This window comes from Xenorhabdus taiwanensis, assembly GCF_036512875.1.
GTDB classification, from domain to species: Bacteria; Pseudomonadota; Gammaproteobacteria; order Enterobacterales; family Enterobacteriaceae; genus Xenorhabdus; species Xenorhabdus taiwanensis.
This window is the reverse complement of sequence record NZ_AP028978.1, coordinates 1,326,830-1,344,652: the sequence shown is the minus strand read 5'-3', so window position 1 is coordinate 1,344,652 and position 17,823 is coordinate 1,326,830. Positions and strand designations below refer to the sequence as shown.

17 protein-coding genes are annotated in these 17,823 nt (G+C 45.0%); all 17 read right to left on the bottom strand.

What is annotated here, in order from left to right; genetic code table 11:
* Positions 1–13: 13 nt before the first annotated feature.
* Positions 14–1,300 (bottom strand): Tol-Pal system beta propeller repeat protein TolB, encoded by a 1,287-nt coding sequence (gene tolB / locus ACE1SE_RS06035; protein ID WP_374053602.1) that lies wholly within the window; start codon positions 1,298–1,300, stop codon positions 14–16.
* A gap of 189 nt (positions 1,301–1,489) precedes the next feature.
* Complete coding sequence (gene tolA, locus ACE1SE_RS06030; protein ID WP_374053068.1) at positions 1,490–2,524, bottom strand: cell envelope integrity protein TolA; 1,035 nt, start codon at positions 2,522–2,524, stop codon at positions 1,490–1,492.
* A gap of 35 nt (positions 2,525–2,559) precedes the next feature.
* On the bottom strand, positions 2,560–2,991 hold the full coding sequence (gene tolR, locus ACE1SE_RS06025) for a colicin uptake protein TolR (RefSeq protein ID WP_099131153.1): 432 nt from the start codon (positions 2,989–2,991) through the stop codon (positions 2,560–2,562).
* A gap of 14 nt (positions 2,992–3,005) precedes the next feature.
* Positions 3,006–3,695, bottom strand: coding sequence for a Tol-Pal system protein TolQ (gene tolQ, locus ACE1SE_RS06020; protein WP_374053067.1), 690 nt, complete (start codon positions 3,693–3,695; stop codon positions 3,006–3,008).
* The gene (gene ybgC / locus ACE1SE_RS06015) at positions 3,692–4,096 is read right to left on the bottom strand and encodes a tol-pal system-associated acyl-CoA thioesterase (protein WP_374053066.1); all 405 of its coding nucleotides are present in this window, start codon (positions 4,094–4,096) and stop codon (positions 3,692–3,694) included. Before ybgC ends, tolQ begins: the two co-directional genes overlap by 4 nt.
* A 114-nt stretch (positions 4,097–4,210) precedes the next feature.
* Entirely contained in the window at positions 4,211–4,498 is a 288-nt protein-coding gene (gene ybgE / locus ACE1SE_RS06010) for a cyd operon protein YbgE (RefSeq protein WP_374053065.1), read from the bottom strand.
* Positions 4,485–4,613 (bottom strand): cytochrome bd-I oxidase subunit CydX, encoded by a 129-nt coding sequence (cydX, locus tag ACE1SE_RS06005; protein WP_374053064.1) that lies wholly within the window; start codon positions 4,611–4,613, stop codon positions 4,485–4,487. The genes ybgE and cydX overlap by 14 nt, the downstream gene beginning before the upstream one ends.
* A gap of 11 nt (positions 4,614–4,624) precedes the next feature.
* Positions 4,625–5,764, bottom strand: a complete 1,140-nt coding sequence (gene cydB, locus ACE1SE_RS06000; RefSeq protein ID WP_374053063.1) for a cytochrome d ubiquinol oxidase subunit II — start codon at positions 5,762–5,764, stop codon at positions 4,625–4,627.
* Between the two features lie 14 nt (positions 5,765–5,778).
* Entirely contained in the window at positions 5,779–7,350 is a 1,572-nt protein-coding gene (cydA, locus tag ACE1SE_RS05995) for a cytochrome ubiquinol oxidase subunit I (protein ID WP_374053062.1), read from the bottom strand.
* Positions 7,351–7,993: 643 nt separating this feature from the next.
* Positions 7,994–8,863, bottom strand: coding sequence for a succinate--CoA ligase subunit alpha (gene sucD, locus ACE1SE_RS05990; RefSeq protein WP_374053061.1), 870 nt, complete (start codon positions 8,861–8,863; stop codon positions 7,994–7,996).
* The gene (gene sucC, locus ACE1SE_RS05985) at positions 8,863–10,029 is read right to left on the bottom strand and encodes an ADP-forming succinate--CoA ligase subunit beta (RefSeq protein ID WP_074022389.1); all 1,167 of its coding nucleotides are present in this window, start codon (positions 10,027–10,029) and stop codon (positions 8,863–8,865) included. Before sucC ends, sucD begins: the two co-directional genes overlap by 1 nt.
* Before the next feature lie 158 nt (positions 10,030–10,187).
* Positions 10,188–11,399, bottom strand: a complete 1,212-nt coding sequence (gene odhB, locus ACE1SE_RS05980) for a 2-oxoglutarate dehydrogenase complex dihydrolipoyllysine-residue succinyltransferase (RefSeq protein WP_374053060.1) — start codon at positions 11,397–11,399, stop codon at positions 10,188–10,190.
* A 14-nt stretch (positions 11,400–11,413) separates the two neighbouring features.
* Positions 11,414–14,221: a 2-oxoglutarate dehydrogenase E1 component gene (gene sucA / locus ACE1SE_RS05975; protein WP_374053059.1), complete on the bottom strand. Its 2,808-nt coding sequence runs from the start codon at positions 14,219–14,221 to the stop codon at positions 11,414–11,416.
* A 335-nt stretch (positions 14,222–14,556) separates the two neighbouring features.
* Positions 14,557–15,273: a succinate dehydrogenase iron-sulfur subunit gene (locus ACE1SE_RS05970; RefSeq protein WP_374053058.1), complete on the bottom strand. Its 717-nt coding sequence runs from the start codon at positions 15,271–15,273 to the stop codon at positions 14,557–14,559.
* A 37-nt stretch (positions 15,274–15,310) separates the two neighbouring features.
* A complete protein-coding gene (gene sdhA / locus ACE1SE_RS05965) occupies positions 15,311–17,077 on the bottom strand; it encodes a succinate dehydrogenase flavoprotein subunit (protein WP_374053057.1) in 1,767 nt (588 codons plus the stop codon).
* Complete coding sequence (gene sdhD / locus ACE1SE_RS05960) at positions 17,078–17,425, bottom strand: succinate dehydrogenase membrane anchor subunit (protein ID WP_374053056.1); 348 nt, start codon at positions 17,423–17,425, stop codon at positions 17,078–17,080. It lies immediately after the preceding gene.
* The gene (sdhC, locus tag ACE1SE_RS05955; RefSeq protein WP_074022583.1) at positions 17,419–17,808 is read right to left on the bottom strand and encodes a succinate dehydrogenase cytochrome b556 subunit; all 390 of its coding nucleotides are present in this window, start codon (positions 17,806–17,808) and stop codon (positions 17,419–17,421) included. Before sdhC ends, sdhD begins: the two co-directional genes overlap by 7 nt.
* Positions 17,809–17,823: the final 15 nt, after the last annotated feature.

Genomic DNA, 17,823 nt, shown 5'->3' with positions numbered 1-17,823 from the left:
ATATTATTATGCATCACAGATACGGCGACCAGGCAGGAGATTTTACCTGTCCATCGGTAGCCGGAAGACGCGCTTTGAAACGCCCATCAGTCGAAACTAGCTGCAATACAGTCCCCCACCCTTGAGTGGAGCTATAAATCACCATAGTGCCATTAGGTGCGATGCTCGGCGTTTCATCCAGAAACGTATCTGTCAAGATTTGGACAGATCCCGTTGCCAGATCCTGTTTGGCGATATGCTGACTGCCACTCGCTGAGCTAACCATTACAATAAAACTACCGTCAGGGCTAACATCTGCATCTTGGTTTTGTGGTCCTTCCCAAGTTAGGCGTTGTGGAGCACCGCCATTAATATCGATTTTATACAATTGTGGACGCCCACCCTGATCTGAGGTATAGACCAATGTCTGGTTATCTGGCATCCAGCTTGGCTCAGTATTATTACTGCGGCCATCAGTGATCTGACGGATATGGCCAGACGCTAAATCCATCACGTAAAGATTCAAACTGCCCGTTTTAGATAATGCAAAAGCAAGTTTAGTTCCATCTGGAGAAAATGCAGGAGCTCCATTATGACGAGGGAACGAAGCTACCTGACGAACAGCACCGGTTGCCAGCGTTTGAATAATCAGCGTAGAGCGACCACCTTCAAATGTAACATAGGCAAGTTTGGAAGCATCTGGCGACCAGGCTGGTGACATCAATGGGTCTGGTGAGCTATGTACGGTAAATTGATTATAACCATCATAATCAGAAACACGCAGCTCATCTCGATTCTTACCCGCACTGTTATTTTTAACGACATAAGCTATACGAGTAGTAAATGCACCTCTAATACCTGTCAGTTTTTCAAATACCTGATTACTGGCTGTGTGTGCCGCAAAGCGTAACCATTTCTTTTCAACTGTGAATTGTTCTTGTGCCAAGACCGTTCCTGGCGCACCAGCAACGTCAACAAGCTGATAGGAAACCAGAAATTTACCATCTGCACCAGGCTGAATATGTCCAACAACGACTGAATCGATCCCTAACGCAGTCCATGCGGCAGGCTTTACCTCTGATGCAGTAGTCGGTTGTTGCGGCATACGAGCAGAATCAATCGGATTAAATTTCCCACTATTTCTCAAATCCGCAGCAATAATTGAACCAATATTTTCAGGTGATTCGCCTGCCCCAGTCCATTTAAATGGGACAACCCCAATAGGACGGGCAGAATCAACACCCTGTGTAATTTCAATGCGAACCTCTGCATGAGCAAGTGCTGCCCACATCACCAGAAAGCCCAGTATGACTTTAAACATCTGTTTAAAAGTTTGCTTCATCATCTCTCCCTTATCGCGATCTTTTATCTGCCGCAATAATCCGCCGGATTCTAACAAACGCCAACAAACAAAACCAGATACCTAAATAAAATCTAATAATTTTGTTTGTACATCTAAATTATTCGAAAGTTTGCTTAGAGCATAACGATTATCTGCCAAACATTTAACTTACTGCGGTTTAAATTCTAGCGTGAAATTCTTAAAATATTCATAAACCTCTTTGCTTGGTGGAGGCGGCATTTTTTTTGCCAAATTAGCAGCGGTAATTGCGGCTCGACATAACGCCGGATCACCTGCTCCGGCTTTGATATCAATCAGTAATCCATCTGACGCCAGCTTTATATTTAAATCACAAGTACGACCGATATACAGGTTTGAATCGTAAAATTTACTCTCTATTGCAGCCTGAACTTTCCCCAGGTAACTATTAATATCTTGTTGAGAAAGACCACTTTTCTTACCGCCACCTTTTCCTGCCGCAGCCGCTCCTCCCGGCTTAGGTGTATTAGACGTTAATCCACCTAACAGATCATTAACCGTTTGAGCTTGTTTTGCTGCTTCTGCCTTAACTTTCTCTGCTGCTGCCTTAGCTTCGGCTTCCGCTTTAGCTTTTGCTTCAGCCGCTGCTTTACGTTTTGCCACCTCTTCCGCTTCTTTCTTCGCCTGGGCTTCCGCTTTCTGTCGGGCTTCAGCTTGCTCTTTTAGAATTCGTTCTTTTTCTGCCAGTGCTTTTGCAGCCGCTTCTTCTGCCTGTTTTTGATCTTCACGTGCTTTGGCAGCGGCAGCATCAGCCTGCTCCTGCTCTTCACGTGCTTTAGCAGCAGCAACCTCAGACTGTTTTTTCTGCGCCTCAGCTTCTTGCAATGCTTTAATTCGCTCTTCTTCAGCCGCTTTCAAGCGTTCCTGTTCTTCTGCCTGCTTTGCCCGCAATTCAGCAGCCTGTTGCTCAGCTTTTTTCTTCCGCTGTTGTTCAGCTAACTTTGCATTGGCCTGTTGCTGTTGCTGCTGGTTATACTGCTGAACGACCGCATTCGGATCAACCATAACCGCATCAATGACAGTCCCATCTTGTCCACCGCCCCCCATTTCTGTTTTTTGCACCAAAGAACCCCAAATCAGAAACCCGATCAGGATAATGTGCAATATTACCGAAATGATAATAGTGCGATTCAGCCTATTATTTTGCTCGCTTGTCTTTCCCACGCTCGACATCCAGAAACTTTAAGTGACAGCCGTTGTCAGGCGCCAATAGGCTGAGTCATTAAGCCCACCGATTTAACACCCGCCTGACGAAGCATATTCAACGCTTTGATAATTTCATCATAAGGAACTTCCTTAGAACCACCGATCAAGAAAATCGTTTTCGGATTAGCTTTCATCACGGTTTGAGCTTCTGCAACGATTTGCTGTTCAGGTAATAATTCCAAACGTTCCTGATTAACAATCATGCTGTACTGCCCTACCCCAGAAACTTCCACAATGACCGGCGGATTATCAGTGCTGGAAACTGTCTTTGAATCCACCGAATCAGGTAAATCGACTTCTACGCTTTGCGTGATAATCGGTGCTGTTGCCATGAAAATAAGCAGCAATACTAGCAACACGTCCAGCAAGGGAACGATATTGATCTCGGATTTTAGCTCACGTCTGCGACTACGAGTGCGCGCCATTCGCTGATTTCCCCTTACGACTTATTAGTATTGGAAGCAAAAGCCTGACGATGCAGGATAGCCAGAAATTCTTCCATAAAATTATCGTAAACTTGTTCCAGTTTATTAACCCGCTGGTTCAGGCGGTTATAAGCCATCACCGCAGGAATTGCCGCAAACAGACCGATAGCTGTTGCAATCAAAGCTTCAGCAATACCAGGCGCAACCATTTGCAGGGTTGCTTGTTTGACCGCTCCCAACGCAATAAAGGCATGCATGATCCCCCAAACCGTACCAAACAAACCAATATAAGGGCTGATGGAACCTACCGTACCCAGAAATGGAATATGATTTTCCAATACTTCCAATTCACGATTTAATGAAATACGCATGGCACGGGAAGTTCCTGTGATAACAGCTTCTGGAGCATGGTTATTTGCCTGATGTAAACGTGCAAATTCTTTAAATCCGGAATGGAATATCTGCTCAGTACCACTTAACGAATCACGGCGTGACTGACTTTCTTTGTAAAGGCGAGATAATTCAATACCAGACCAAAATTTATCTTCAAATGCTTCTGCCTCACGGTTTGCGGCATTAAGGATTTTTGTTCGTTGAATAATGATTGCCCAAGAGACGATAGAGAAGCCAATCAAAATCAGCATGATCAGCTGCACTAAGAAACCTGCCTTAAGAAATAAATCAAGGATGTTCATGTCAGTCACTGCTTAAACTCCGCGACAATAGACTTTGGAAGCGCAATCGGCTTCATTTGAGATGAATTCACGTAGACAACCAGGCATTCTGCGCTGCTGATAACTACGCCATTACAATCAACAATTCGTTGAATAAATGTCAGAGAAGCACCACGGATATTCGTAACTTCGCTTTCAACAACCAGTTGGTCATCCAGTTTTGCTGGTTTCCGGTAGTCAATCGTCATGCGACTAACAACAAAGCCAACTTGTTTATCTAGCATAGACTGTTGGTGGAAACCTCTTTCCCGCAACATCTCTGTACGAGCTCTTTCGTAAAACCCCAAATACTGAGCGTGATAAACCACACCACTAGCATCTGTGTCTTCGTAGTAAACACGGATAGGCCAACGGAATAACATATTACTCATATAATCCTAATCAGGCGAATTGACGCTGTCACTATACTTAAGACAATAGCGCTTTGGAATGACTTGTCAGTAAAAAAAATTTATAGGCCGGCAGCCTATAAAATTACAATTAGTTTACTTAAAGAAATGATATAAGCCAAAAAGAAGAATGAAAAATGCAGGTAACGGATGAAAAAACAATCGCCAAATAATACGCTTAGGATGGAAACCAACACCAAAAGTAACGCCAGAACAAACTGCCCAGATCAATAAAATACCTTGCCATATTTTTAGTGAACTAGTACTGGCAGCAAAACGTGCAGGATCCCAAAACACACATGCAGCAAGTGTTAAGGCAATAATGAGGATAAGAGCCCTCAATAGGCTCCTATCCATAAGTTGGTAGCATTTATCCGCCAACATTATTTTTTTCACTCTCAGAAGCGTTCTGTGATTCGCTATGCTCAAGTGCCAAAGCAGCAATGACCGCAAAGCTACAAGCCAAGAGCGTTCCGAGAATCCAAGCAAAATACCACATGCCTATGCTCCTTAATACAGTGAGTGTTTGTTGTTATCAATGTAGCTCTTATCCAAACGCCCGAAGGTTTTGTAATAACACCAAATGGTATAAGACAGCACGATAGGAACGAAGATAAGTGCAACAACGAACATAATTTGCAACGTCCACTGACTGGATGTCGCATCCCACATAGTCAGGCTGACATTCGGATCAATGCTTGATGGCATCACAAACGGGAACATAGCAATACCTGAAGTCAGGATAATGCAAGCTACTGTCAGTGATGAGAATAAGAATGCCCACGCACCTTTATCCATCCAGGTCGCCAGCATAGTCAGCAGAGGAAGCAATACGCCCAACACAGGTATAGCCCACAAAGCCGGATAGTTATTGAAGTTGGTCAGCCATGCGCCTGCCTGCTGGATGACTTCTTTATGTAATGGATTGGATGCCGCATTAACATCCAAGCCTCCCGTTACAACATAGCCATCAATGCCATAAATCAGCCATATCCCTGCCAACAGGAATGCAATTGCTGTTATCGCTGCACAAACATGGGTTGCAGTACGGGAGCGCAGGTGCAGTTCGCCTGTTGTACGCATTTGCAGATAAGTTGCCCCCTGCGTCACAATCATCATCAGGCTAATCACCCCGGCCAGCAATCCATAAGGGTTCAGCAATCCAAAGAATGAACCCTCGTAGGAGACACGCAGGTAAGAATCCACCGCCAGCGGTACGCCTTGCAGCAAGTTACCAAAAGCCACCCCAATAACCAATGCAGGTACGAAGCTACCGATAACCAGCCCCCAATCCCACATATTACGCCATTTTCTATTTTCCAATTTTGAGCGGTAATCGAAGCCAACCGGACGGAAAAACAGTGCAGCCAAAACCAGAATCATTGCAACATAAAAGCCAGAGAAAGCGGCTGCATATACCATCGGCCATGCGGCAAACAGAGCACCGCCAGCGGTAATTAACCAAACCTGGTTACCATCCCAGTGTGGGGCAACTGAGTTAATCATAATGCGGCGTTCGGTATCATTTTTACCAATTATCCGCAACAGGATACCAACTCCCATGTCGAAACCATCAGTCACCGTGAAACCGATCAGTAACACACCAATCAGCAGCCACCATATAAATCGTAATACATCATAATCAAGCATAAGTGGACTCCTGCTTACTCAATATTATTCGCTGAAGCAGCGGTTTTTTGTTCAAAATGGTAACGTCCAGTCTTGAGGCTGCTTGGGCCAAGACGGGCAAATTTGAACATCAAGAACATCTCTGCGATCAAGAACAAAGTGTACAGACCACAAATCAGCACCATTGAGAAAATCAGATCGCCTACACTACGTGTTGAAGCCGCAACAGCAGTTGGCAACACTTCACCAATCGCCCATGGCTGACGACCATATTCTGCGACAAACCAACCAGCCTCAACGGCAATCCATGGCAATGGAATGCTGAACAATGCAGCACGTAGCAGCCACTTATGTTGACCAATACGGTTACGCAGAACACTCAGGAACGACAAACCGATAACCAACAGCATAATAAAGCCAGCAGCAACCATGATACGGAATGCAAAGTAGAGCGGTGCTACGCGTGGAATAGAGTCTTTCGCAGCGGCTTTAATTTGTTCTTCTGTCGCATCAGTCACGTTTTGGGTATAACGCTTCACGAGCATACCATAGCCAAGATCTTTCTTACTTTCATTGAATGCACTGCGAACACTTGGATCAACATTACCTGCACGCAGTTCTTCCAGTAATTCATAAGCCTTGATGCCATTACGGATACGCTGCTCATGCTGGCTCATCAAATCACGCAGACCAACAACCGGTGTATCTGTAGAGCGGGTAGCAATCAAACCTAAAACGTAAGGAATTTGGATGGAATATTTATTTTCCATTTTGTCCTGATCAGGAAGACCAATCAGCGTGAATGAAGCCGGAGGTGGCTGGGTTTCCCACTCTGCTTCGATCGCTGCCAATTTGGTTTTCTGCACGTCCCCCATTTCATATCCAGATTCATCACCCAGAACGATGACAGACAGTACCGCAGCCATACCAAAACTTGCTGCAATTGCAAAAGAACGTTTGGCAAACGCCAAATCACGCCCTTTAAGCAGATAGTAAGAGCTGATACCCAACACAAAAATGGCACCAGTCACATAACCGGCTGCAACAGTGTGAACAAATTTCACTTGTGCAACTGGGTTAAGTACCAGTTCACTGAAGCTCACCATTTCCATTCGCATGGTTTCGAAGTTAAAGTCAGACGCAATCGGGTTTTGCATCCAACCATTCGCAATCAGTATCCACAATGCAGAGAAGTTAGAGCCTAATGCAACCAGCCAGGTAACCGCCAAGTGTTGTTTCTTACTCAGTCGATCCCAGCCGAAGAAAAACAGACCAACGAATGTGGATTCGAGGAAGAATGCCATCAGACCTTCGATGGCCAGAGGCGCACCGAAAATATCACCAACATAATGTGAGAAATATGACCAGTTAGTTCCAAACTGGAACTCCATGGTCAAGCCCGTTGCGACACCTAAGGCAAAGTTAATACCAAATAATTTACCCCAGAATTTTGTCATATCTTTATAGATTTGTTTGCCAGAAAGGACATATACCGTTTCCATGATCGCAAGCAAAAACGCCATACCGAGCGTCAATGGTACGAACAAAAAATGGTACATGGCAGTTAAGGCAAACTGTAATCGTGACAGTTCGACAATATCAAACATCTTGACTCCTTGCTCCTAGCAGGAAGACACCGACTTGCGGCAACCCGACTTCGTAAAACGAAAGTCTCGTAACTACCAGCAATAAATGCCTCAAACACAACAATGAATTATTACAAAATCAAAATTTCAATAGATACCATAATAATATTACGCCTATATCCACATACAATAAATAGCTTTTACGTGACTCAGCTTAGAATTCTGAATATAGATCAACAATACCATACATTCTCAGGTTAATACCTATATATACTAGATCAATTTAATCAAGTTTAGCGAATACAATCCAGAGTAATAAATTGATTTTAGTCAATTTTTTCTTGTTTTGTTAAGCTTTACAGTTATTATTTCATTATGGTTTATTTCGTGTTAATAAGTTGTTATTTGCCATGGTTTGTAATTTATTTTTTGCTGTAAAATTCGTTAGAAAATTAACTTTTCGTTTTCATTCTTTAAAAAATATATTTTTCCGATATTTCCAATTTAATTAATCAAATAAATAGATTTTTCTAAAATCCAGTTCAATTAAATTGAGAAATAACTTGTCTTATGAATGAACTAACTTACTGTTAATATTATAAATAAAAATAAAAGGCCACCCTGAGGCAGCCTTTTTCTATAAAAATAGTTTATTTTGTGATTGTTATACTAATAACGCTTTTACAGCATCGCCAATGTCTGCAAGGCTACGAACAGTCTTCACACCCGCAGCTTCCAGAGCAGCAAATTTCTCATCTGCGGTTCCTTTACCACCTGCGATAATCGCTCCAGCATGGCCCATGCGCTTACCTTTAGGTGCAGTCACACCAGCAATATAAGCAACAACCGGTTTAGTCACATGTTCTTTGATATAAGCGGCAGCTTCTTCTTCGGCTGTACCACCAATTTCACCAATCATGACAATTGCTTCTGTCTGTGGATCTTTCTGGAACAGTTGCAGAATATCAATGAAGTTTGAACCAGGGATCGGGTCACCACCAATACCAACACAGGTAGATTGCCCTAACCCAGCATCAGTGGTTTGTTTAACCGCTTCATAAGTCAATGTGCCTGAACGGGAAACAATACCCACTTTACCTGACTTGTGGATATGGCCAGGCATAATACCAATCTTACACTCGTCAGGTGTAATGACGCCCGGGCAGTTAGGGCCAATCATACGAACACCTGCTTGATCCAGCTTTTCCTTCACCGTCAACATATCGAGTGTTGGGATACCTTCTGTAATAGTGATGATCAGTTTAATACCTGCGTCAATCGCTTCCAGAATGGAATCTTTACAGAATGGAGCCGGAACGTAGATGACAGAAGCAGTTGCCCCCGTTGCCTCAACGGCTTCACGTACGGTGTTGAACACGGGTAATCCCAGATGCTCAGTACCACCTTTACCCGGTGTTACGCCACCCACCATTTGAGTACCGTAAGCTATCGCTTGTTCGGAGTGAAAAGTACCCTGGCTGCCAGTAAACCCCTGACAAATCACTTTGGTGTTTTTATCGATTAAAATAGACATTATTTATTCCCCGCTGCTGCTACTGCCTGTTTAGCTGCGTCTGTCAAACTGGTAGCTGCAATGATGTTTAAACCACTATCCGCCAGTTTTTTAGCACCCAGTTCAGCATTGTTTCCTTCCAGACGAACGACTACCGGTACGTTAACACCCACTTCTTCCACTGCACCAATAATGCCGTCAGCGATCAAGTCACAGCGGACGATACCACCAAAGATATTCACCAAAACAGCCTTAACATTTTCATCTGACAAGATGATCTTGAATGCTTCAGTAACACGCTCTTTTGTTGCACCACCACCTACATCAAGGAAGTTGGCCGGTGCACCACCGTGCAGTTTGACAATATCCATCGTTCCCATTGCCAGACCTGCACCATTTACCATACAACCAATATTGCCATCCAGCGCAACATAGTTCAGTTCCCACTGTGCGGCCTGAGCTTCACGTGGATCTTCCTGTGAAGGATCGTGCATTTCACGCAGTTCGGCCTGACGGAACATAGCATTACCATCAGCACTCAATTTTCCATCCAAACAAACCAGATCACCTTGCGTTGTGATCACCAGAGGGTTGATTTCGACTAATGCCAAATCACGCTCTAAAAACAAGTTAGCCAATCCCAAGAAAATCTTGGTGAATTGACCAACTTGTTTACCAGTCAAACCAAGTTTGAATGCCAATTCACGGCCTTGATACGGCATAGGGCCAGATAGTGGGTCGATTATGGCTTTATGAATGAGTTCAGGCGTTTCTTCCGCCACTTTTTCTATTTCGACGCCACCTTCAGTAGAGGCCATGAACACTACACGACGTGTACCGCGGTCAACAACAGCCCCGAGATACAGCTCCTTGGCAATATCGGTTGCCCCTTCCACCAGAATCTGATGGACAGGTTGCCCCTGCGCATCTGTCTGGTAAGTTACCAGTCGTTTACCCAGCCATTGTTCAGCAAAAGTGCGAATATCTTCTTTACTGTTGACGACTTTCACGCCACCAGCCTTACCGCGTCCACCTGCATGAACCTGACATTTAACGACCCAAGGGCCTGAACCAATCTTGGATGCTGCTTCTTCTGCTTCGCGCGGTGTGGTACAAGCATAGCCAGCAGGTGCTGGTAAACCATACCGTGCAAAAAGTTGTTTTGCCTGATACTCGTGTAAATTCATGATGTTCTATCCATAATTTAATTTAAGAAAGGTAAATTACCTTCTATTTTGTTGCTCTGGATATGACCAGCCCCAAGAGGCTGGCCTGCATATATTTTTACATCAACGTCGTACTACTTCAGACTTGGCGGAGTTAACACTCTCCGCCCATAGTGATGCTATACATCCAGCAACAAACGTGTTGGATCTTCCAGCATTTCTTTGATGGTCACCAGGAAGCCGACTGACTCACGACCGTCAATCAGACGGTGGTCATAGGACAGTGCCAGGTACATCATCGGAAGGATCTCAACCTGACCATTTACAGCCATTGGGCGATCTTTAATAGCATGCATGCCAAGGATCGCGCTTTGTGGTGGGTTAATGATCGGGGTGGACATCAGGGAGCCGAAAACACCGCCGTTAGTAATGGTGAAATTGCCACCGGTGAGTTCTTCAACAGTCAGTTTACCGTCGCGGCCTTTGATAGCCAGCTCTTTGATGCTTTTCTCAATATCAGCCATGCTCAATGCATCAGCATCACGCAATACTGGTGTAACCAGACCACGTGGTGTAGATACAGCAATACTGATATCAAAATAGTTGTGGTAAACCACATCCGTTCCATCAATGGAAGCGTTCACTTCTGGATAGCGTTTCAACGCTTCAACAACCGCTTTCACATAGAAAGACATGAAGCCCAGACGCATACCATGGCGTTTCTCAAATGCATCGCCATACTGCTTACGCAATTCCTGAATTGGTTTCATGTTGACTTCATTGAAAGTCGTCAGCATTGCCGTATTGTTCTTCGCTTCAAGCAAACGTTCTGCAACACGCTTGCGCAGACGCGTCATTGGGACACGTTTTTCACTGCGGTGTGGCAATAAGGATGACTGTTCAGCAGATGCAGCAGGTTTATTACCCTCTTTTTTATTCGCAGCGATATATGTTTCGATGTCTTCACGGATAATACGACCACCAACACCACTACCTTTAATGGCAGCAGGATCTAAATCATGCTCTGCAATCAGACGACGAACAGCAGGGCTTAATGCATCGTTGCTTTCTTCTTCCAAAGACGCAGTCTGACGCTGTGCTGGTGTTGCCTCTGTTTTGGCTTTTACTTCGGCAGGAATACCCGTGCTGTCACCTAAACGGATACGGCCTAACAGTTGTTTGGACAGAACAGTGGCGCCCTCTTCTTCCAAAATGGATTCCAAAACACCGGCTTCACTTGCTGGTACTTCCAAAACAACTTTATCCGTTTCAATTTCAACCAGCACTTCATCACGCTCTATGGTGTCACCTGGTTTTTTATGCCACGTTGCCACAGTGGCATCTGCAACAGATTCAGGAAGGTCTGGAACCAGAATTTCTACGCTACTCATTTTCTATCCTTAATTTATTCAACGTTCAGTGCGTCATTAACCAGTGCTTGCTGTTGCTGCTGGTGAACAGACGTATATCCCACAGCTGGGGAAGCAGATGCCGGACGACCGGCATAACGTAAAGAAGCCCCGAATGGGATCGCTTCACGGAAATTATGTTGACTGCAATACCAGGCCCCTTGGTTCAGTGGCTCTTCCTGGCACCAGACGAAGTCATGAACATGGGCATACTGCTCAAGCTCAGCTTGCAAGTGCTGACGTGGGAATGGATACAGCTGTTCAATACGCACAATAGCAACGTCAGTCTGTTCGTTCTTACGACGCTGTTCCAACAGATCGTAATAAACTTTACCGGAACAAAGCACAACGCGTTTAACACCTTTTGGCTCCAGGGCGTCAATTTCACCAATCACTGGTTCAAATTTGCCGTGCGCCAATTCATCCAAAGTAGACACCGCCAATGGATGACGCAGTAGTGATTTCGGTGACATAACGATGAGCGGACGGCGCATACCACGCAGAGCCTGACGACGCAGCATGTGATAAACCTGAGCTGGAGTCGATGGTACGCAAACCTGCATGTTTTGTTCAGCACACAGTTGCAGATAACGCTCCAGACGTGCCGATGAGTGCTCTGGTCCCTGCCCTTCATAGCCATGTGGCAACAGCATAACCAGGCCACACATACGGCCCCATTTCTGTTCGCCAGAACTGATAAATTGGTCAATCACAACCTGAGCCACGTTGGCAAAGTCACCAAATTGGGCTTCCCAAATCGTCAGGACACGTGGTTCAGTTGTTGCATAACCGTATTCAAATGCCAGTACAGCTTCTTCTGAAAGGACAGAATCCCATACATTAAATACCCCCTGTCCATTATGGATATTCGCCAAAGGCACATAAACAGAAGCATTGTTTTGGTTATGAATAACGGCATGACGGTGGAAGAAAGTACCACGTCCCGCATCTTCACCAGAGATACGGACAGGAATACCTTCATCAACCAAGGTCGCGTAAGCCAGTGTTTCCGCAGCACCCCAGTCAAACAATTTATGGCCATTCGCCATTTCTGCTCGGTCGCCATAAATTTTCGCAACACGTGAGTGCATTGCCACTTCGGCAGGAACAGTGCTGATGCTTTTGCCAAGATCTTGCAGACGTTTCATATCCATCTTATGTGGATACTCTTCATCCCATTCGTGATTCAGATAGGGTTCCCATGTGAATGAATGCAATCCCATTGGGCGCCATTCATCGACAACGCATTCACCATGATCCAGTGCATCACGGTACAAGTTCACCATCTCAGTAACGTCATTGGCTTCCAGCAGACCTTCTGCTATCAGCTTATCGGCATAGATTTTACGGGCAGTTGGTTGCTTTTTGATTTGCTGGTACATCAGTGGCTGAGTTGCACTTGGCTCATCAGCTTCGTTATGACCGTGGCGACGGTAACAGACCAGATCGATCATAACGTCACGTTTGAAGGTATTACGGAAGTCAAGTGCCAGACGTGTGACGAATGCAACAGCTTCCGGATCATCTGCATTAACGTGGAAAATCGGTGCCTGAACCATTTTTACAATATCAGTACAATATTGTGTTGAACGAGCATCTTTCGGGTTAGAAGTAGTGAAACCAATCTGGTTGTTCACGACGATACGAACAGTACCGCCAACTTCATAACCGCGAGCCTGAGACATGTTCAACGTTTCCTGAACAATTCCCTGCCCGGTGACTGCGGCATCACCGTGGATAGTGACAGGCAGAACCATGTTACTGCGCCCTTCATCAAGACGATCACGGCGGGCACGCACAGAGCCAATAACAACAGGGCTGACAATCTCAAGGTGAGAGGGGTTAAAGGCCAGTGCCAAATGCACCAAACCGCCTTCGGTTTCAAAATCAGAAGAAAAACCTTGATGGTATTTTACGTCGCCTGTGCCCAGATGCTCTTTATGTTTACCCGCAAATTCGTCAAACAGATCAACCGGTTTTTTACCCAAGAGATTGACCAGAACGTTGAGGCGACCACGGTGAGCCATTCCCAATACCACTTCGCGGGTACTTTGTTTACCTGCGTGACGGATCAACTCCTTTAACATAGGGATAAGTGCGTCGCCACCTTCCAGGGAGAAACGTTTCGCCCCTGGGAACTTGGCACCTAAATAGCGTTCCAAACCTTCCGCTGATGTTAACTCTTTCAGGAAACGACGCTTTTCTTCTGCACTAAACTGTGAACTTACTGTCACTGACTCCAGACGTTGCTGGATCCAACGTTTTTCTTCCGTATTGGTGATGTGCATATATTCTGCACCAATTGAACCGCAATAAATGCGTTTCAGCGCGTCATACAGATCAGCCAATTTCATGGTTTCTTTACCAATGGCAAAAGAACCGACATTAAACGTTTCTTCAAAATCCGCTTTTGTTAAATTATGGAAAGCAGGATCAAGATCAGATACAGGTTCCTGTTTCCATAATCCCAATGGATCAAGGTTTGCATGTTGGTGTCCGCGGAAGCGGAATGCATTGATAAGCTGCAAAACTTTGACTTGTTTTGCATCCATTGCTGGATCGCTGACTGAAGTGTGGTAACGTGTGGCATCCTTTGCCAGACGACGGAAATAATCGCGTGTCTGTGAGTGAAGTTGTTCGCCGCTAAGTCCTGCATCTGGTAATTGTTGGAAAATTTCTCTCCAACTTGCATCAACAGAATTAGGATCAGTTATATAGTCTTCATAGATTTGCTCTATGTAAGACTGGTTTGCACCAGCCAGAAAGCTTGAGTCCAGCCAGTCCTTCATTGCGCCGTTCTGCATTGTGAGCCCTTAAGCTTTAAAAGCTTTAGTTTTCGCCGTGGTTAACAAATACCGCTTAATTAGCGGGGTTGATAAAAGGTTCATTTGGACGTGCTTAATGCATGTTCTTCTTTGGGTTTTCCTACCCTTCAAGGAACCTTTAAAAACCGAATATCAGTTTTTAAAGATCCCTTTATTTGGAAACACATTTCGTCTTTAGCAGCAGGCAATTTATCATTTTTCATTCTTTAATGCCCTCCACTGATTTGATATTTATTTCAAAATTGTGGAGGGCAACATTATATGCACTATTTACACACTATTTATGTGTTATTTATGCACAAATTTTTATTTTGCTATGCACTATGTTTCAGCAACATAGATTTAATATGACCAATCGCTTTTGTCGGATTCAATCCTTTAGGACATACGTTGACGCAATTCATAATTCCATGGCAACGGAAAACACTGAATGCATCATTCAGATTATCCAATCGTGAACTTGTTTCAGTATCACGGCTATCAATCAGGAAACGGTATGCCGCTAAAAGACCGGCTGGGCCGATAAATTTATCCGGATTCCACCAGAATGATGGGCAAGACGTTGAGCAACAGGCACATAATATACATTCATACAAACCATCCAGCTTTTCACGCTGTACGGGTGATTGCAGGTGCTCACGCGCGGGTGGATTTTTACCATCATTAATCAGATAAGGACGGATTTCTTCATATTGCGTGTAGAACTGCCCCATATCAACAACCAGATCACGAACCACCGGCAGACCAGGCAAGGGGCGAATAACAATTTTCTTATTGCCACGACGCAATGCTGAAATGGGTGTAATACATGCCAAACCGTTTTTACCATTCATATTCACGCCATCAGAACCACACACCCCCTCACGGCAAGAGCGGCGGAATGACAAGGTGGGATCTTGCTCCTTTAGCTGGATGAGCGCATCCAGTAGCATCATGTCGCGCCCTTCCTCTGCTTCCAGCGTGTAATCCTGCATACGAGGTACATCATCGACATCTGGATTATAACGATAAATTGAAAATTCAAGTTTCATAATCTATTTCTCCGCAACTGGAACATCAGCAATACAATTAGTAAGAACGCACTTTCGGCGGGAAAGCTTCACGCAGCGTTGGCTGCATATTCACTTCACGACGAGTCATGCTCTCAGTTTGCGGTAAGTACAGGCTATGGCACAGCCAGTTAGCATCATCACGCTCTGGATAGTCAAAGCGGCTATGGGCACCACGACTTTCTGTACGGAAATTTGCAGAAACCGCAGTTGAATAAGCCGTTTCCATCAGGTTGTCCAGCTCCAAACATTCGATGCGTTGGGTATTGAATTCTGATGAAGTATCATCCAGCCGAGCATTTTTCAGACGTTCGCGGATCACTTTCAGTTCTTCCAGTCCTCTTGCCATCGCATCACCTTCACGGAATACCGAGAAATTATGCTGCATACAAGCTTGCAATGCTTTGCGGATTTCCACCGGATCTTCACCTGAACGGGTATTATTCCAACGGTTCAGACGTTGAAGTGCTGCGTCAATATCAGATTCGCCGGCATCACGGCTAGTACCTTGTTCCATCAGACACTCTTTCAAATGCAAACCTGCGGAACGACCAAATACCACCAGATCAAGCAGCGAATTACCGCCCAAACGATTTGCGCCATGAACAGATACGCAAGCAATCTCACCCACAGCAAACAAACCAGGGATCACCACATCTTCGCCTTTTTCATTTATTGTCAATGCCTGACCTGTGATCTTAGTTGGGATACCCCCCATCATATAGTGACAGGTTGGGATAACAGGAATCGGCTCTTTTACTGGATCGACGTGGGCGAAAGTACGGGATAATTCAAGGATGCCAGGCAGTCGAGATTCCAAGACTTCTTTACCCAGATGATCCAGTTTCAGTTTGACATGCGGACCCCATGGACCTTCACAGCCACGGCCTTCGCGGATTTCGATCATCATAGAACGTGCGACCACATCACGCCCAGCAAGGTCTTTAGCATTTGGTGCATAACGCTCCATAAAGCGTTCACCATCTTTATTCAGCAGGTAACCACCTTCACCACGGCAACCTTCTGTAACCAGAACACCCGCGCCAGCAATGCCAGTTGGATGGAATTGCCACATTTCCATATCCTGAACAGGGACACCTGCACGCAATGCCATCCCCACGCCATCACCGGTATTAATATGTGCATTAGTTGTGGATTGGAAGATACGGCCAGCACCACCCGTAGCCAGAATAGTCGCCTTAGCTTTAAAATAGACCACTTCACCGGTTTCAATGCAAATGGCAGTACAACCGACAATGGCGCCATCCTGATTCTTAACCAGATCCAACGAGTACCATTCAGAGAAAATAGTCGTATGATTTTTTAAATTCTGCTGATATAGAGTATGCAATAGAGCGTGACCAGTTCGGTCAGCAGCGGCAGCAGTACGGGCTGCCTGCTCACCACCAAAATTTCTGGATTGCCCACCAAATGGACGTTGGTAAATACGGCCATCATCCAGACGGGAGAATGGCAGCCCCATGTGTTCCAGTTCCAAAATAGCTTCTGGGCCAGTCTTACACATATATTCGATGGCATCTTGGTCACCAATATAATCGGAGCCTTTCACCGTATCATACATGTGCCATTCCCAGTTATCTTCATGGGAATTGCCCAAAGCAACAGTGATCCCTCCCTGTGCCGAAACAGTGTGGGAACGAGTTGGAAACACCTTGGAAATCAAAGCACAGGATAAACCCATTTGCGAAATTTGCAGTGCAGCACGCATACCTGCGCCACCAGCACCAATAACAACAGCGTCAAACTCTCTTACTGGTAGTTTCATTTATGCACCCCACACAACAATTGTTCCGTAAATCAAATAAGTTAACAGCGCTACAATAATCACCAGTTGCAAAACCAGACGCAGTACGAGTGGCTTGACATAATCTGTCAGTACCTGCCACATTCCAATCCATGCATGAACCAGAATAGAAAACAGAGTCAATACGGTGAATACTTTAGTGAGGGATGAAGAAAAGAAACCACGCCAAACTTCATAACTAATATCCGACGTTGTAGCGACAAAACCAACAAGATAAAGGACATACAAAACAATAATAATTGCGGATGCGCGCAGTAGCAGCCAATCCTGAATACCCGTACGACCCAAAGCGGATGCATTGCTTACCATAATAATACCCCAGCCAGAATAGACAGAATAACCGCGATTGCTATTGCTACTTTGGCAGATGCACTACCGGTAGCCAGATTTTCTTCCAGGAAACCAAAATCCATCAACACATGGCGAATACCTCCACAGATGTGGTAAGCCAGCGCCGTCAATATCCCCCACAGGATAAATTTGGCGAAGAAGCCAGTCATGATTTCAGATGCTTGCAGGAAGCCTTCTTGCGAAGACAGAGACATTCCTAATAACCACAGCAGAATACCAACTGCGATAAAGGTGATGACGCCTGAGATACGGTGCAAGATCGATGCTATCGCGGAGACGGGTTGGTTAATCGTCCGCAGATCAAGGTTGACAGGTCTTTGTTTTTTCACAATTTTGCCCACAAAGCTTTTTTTTAT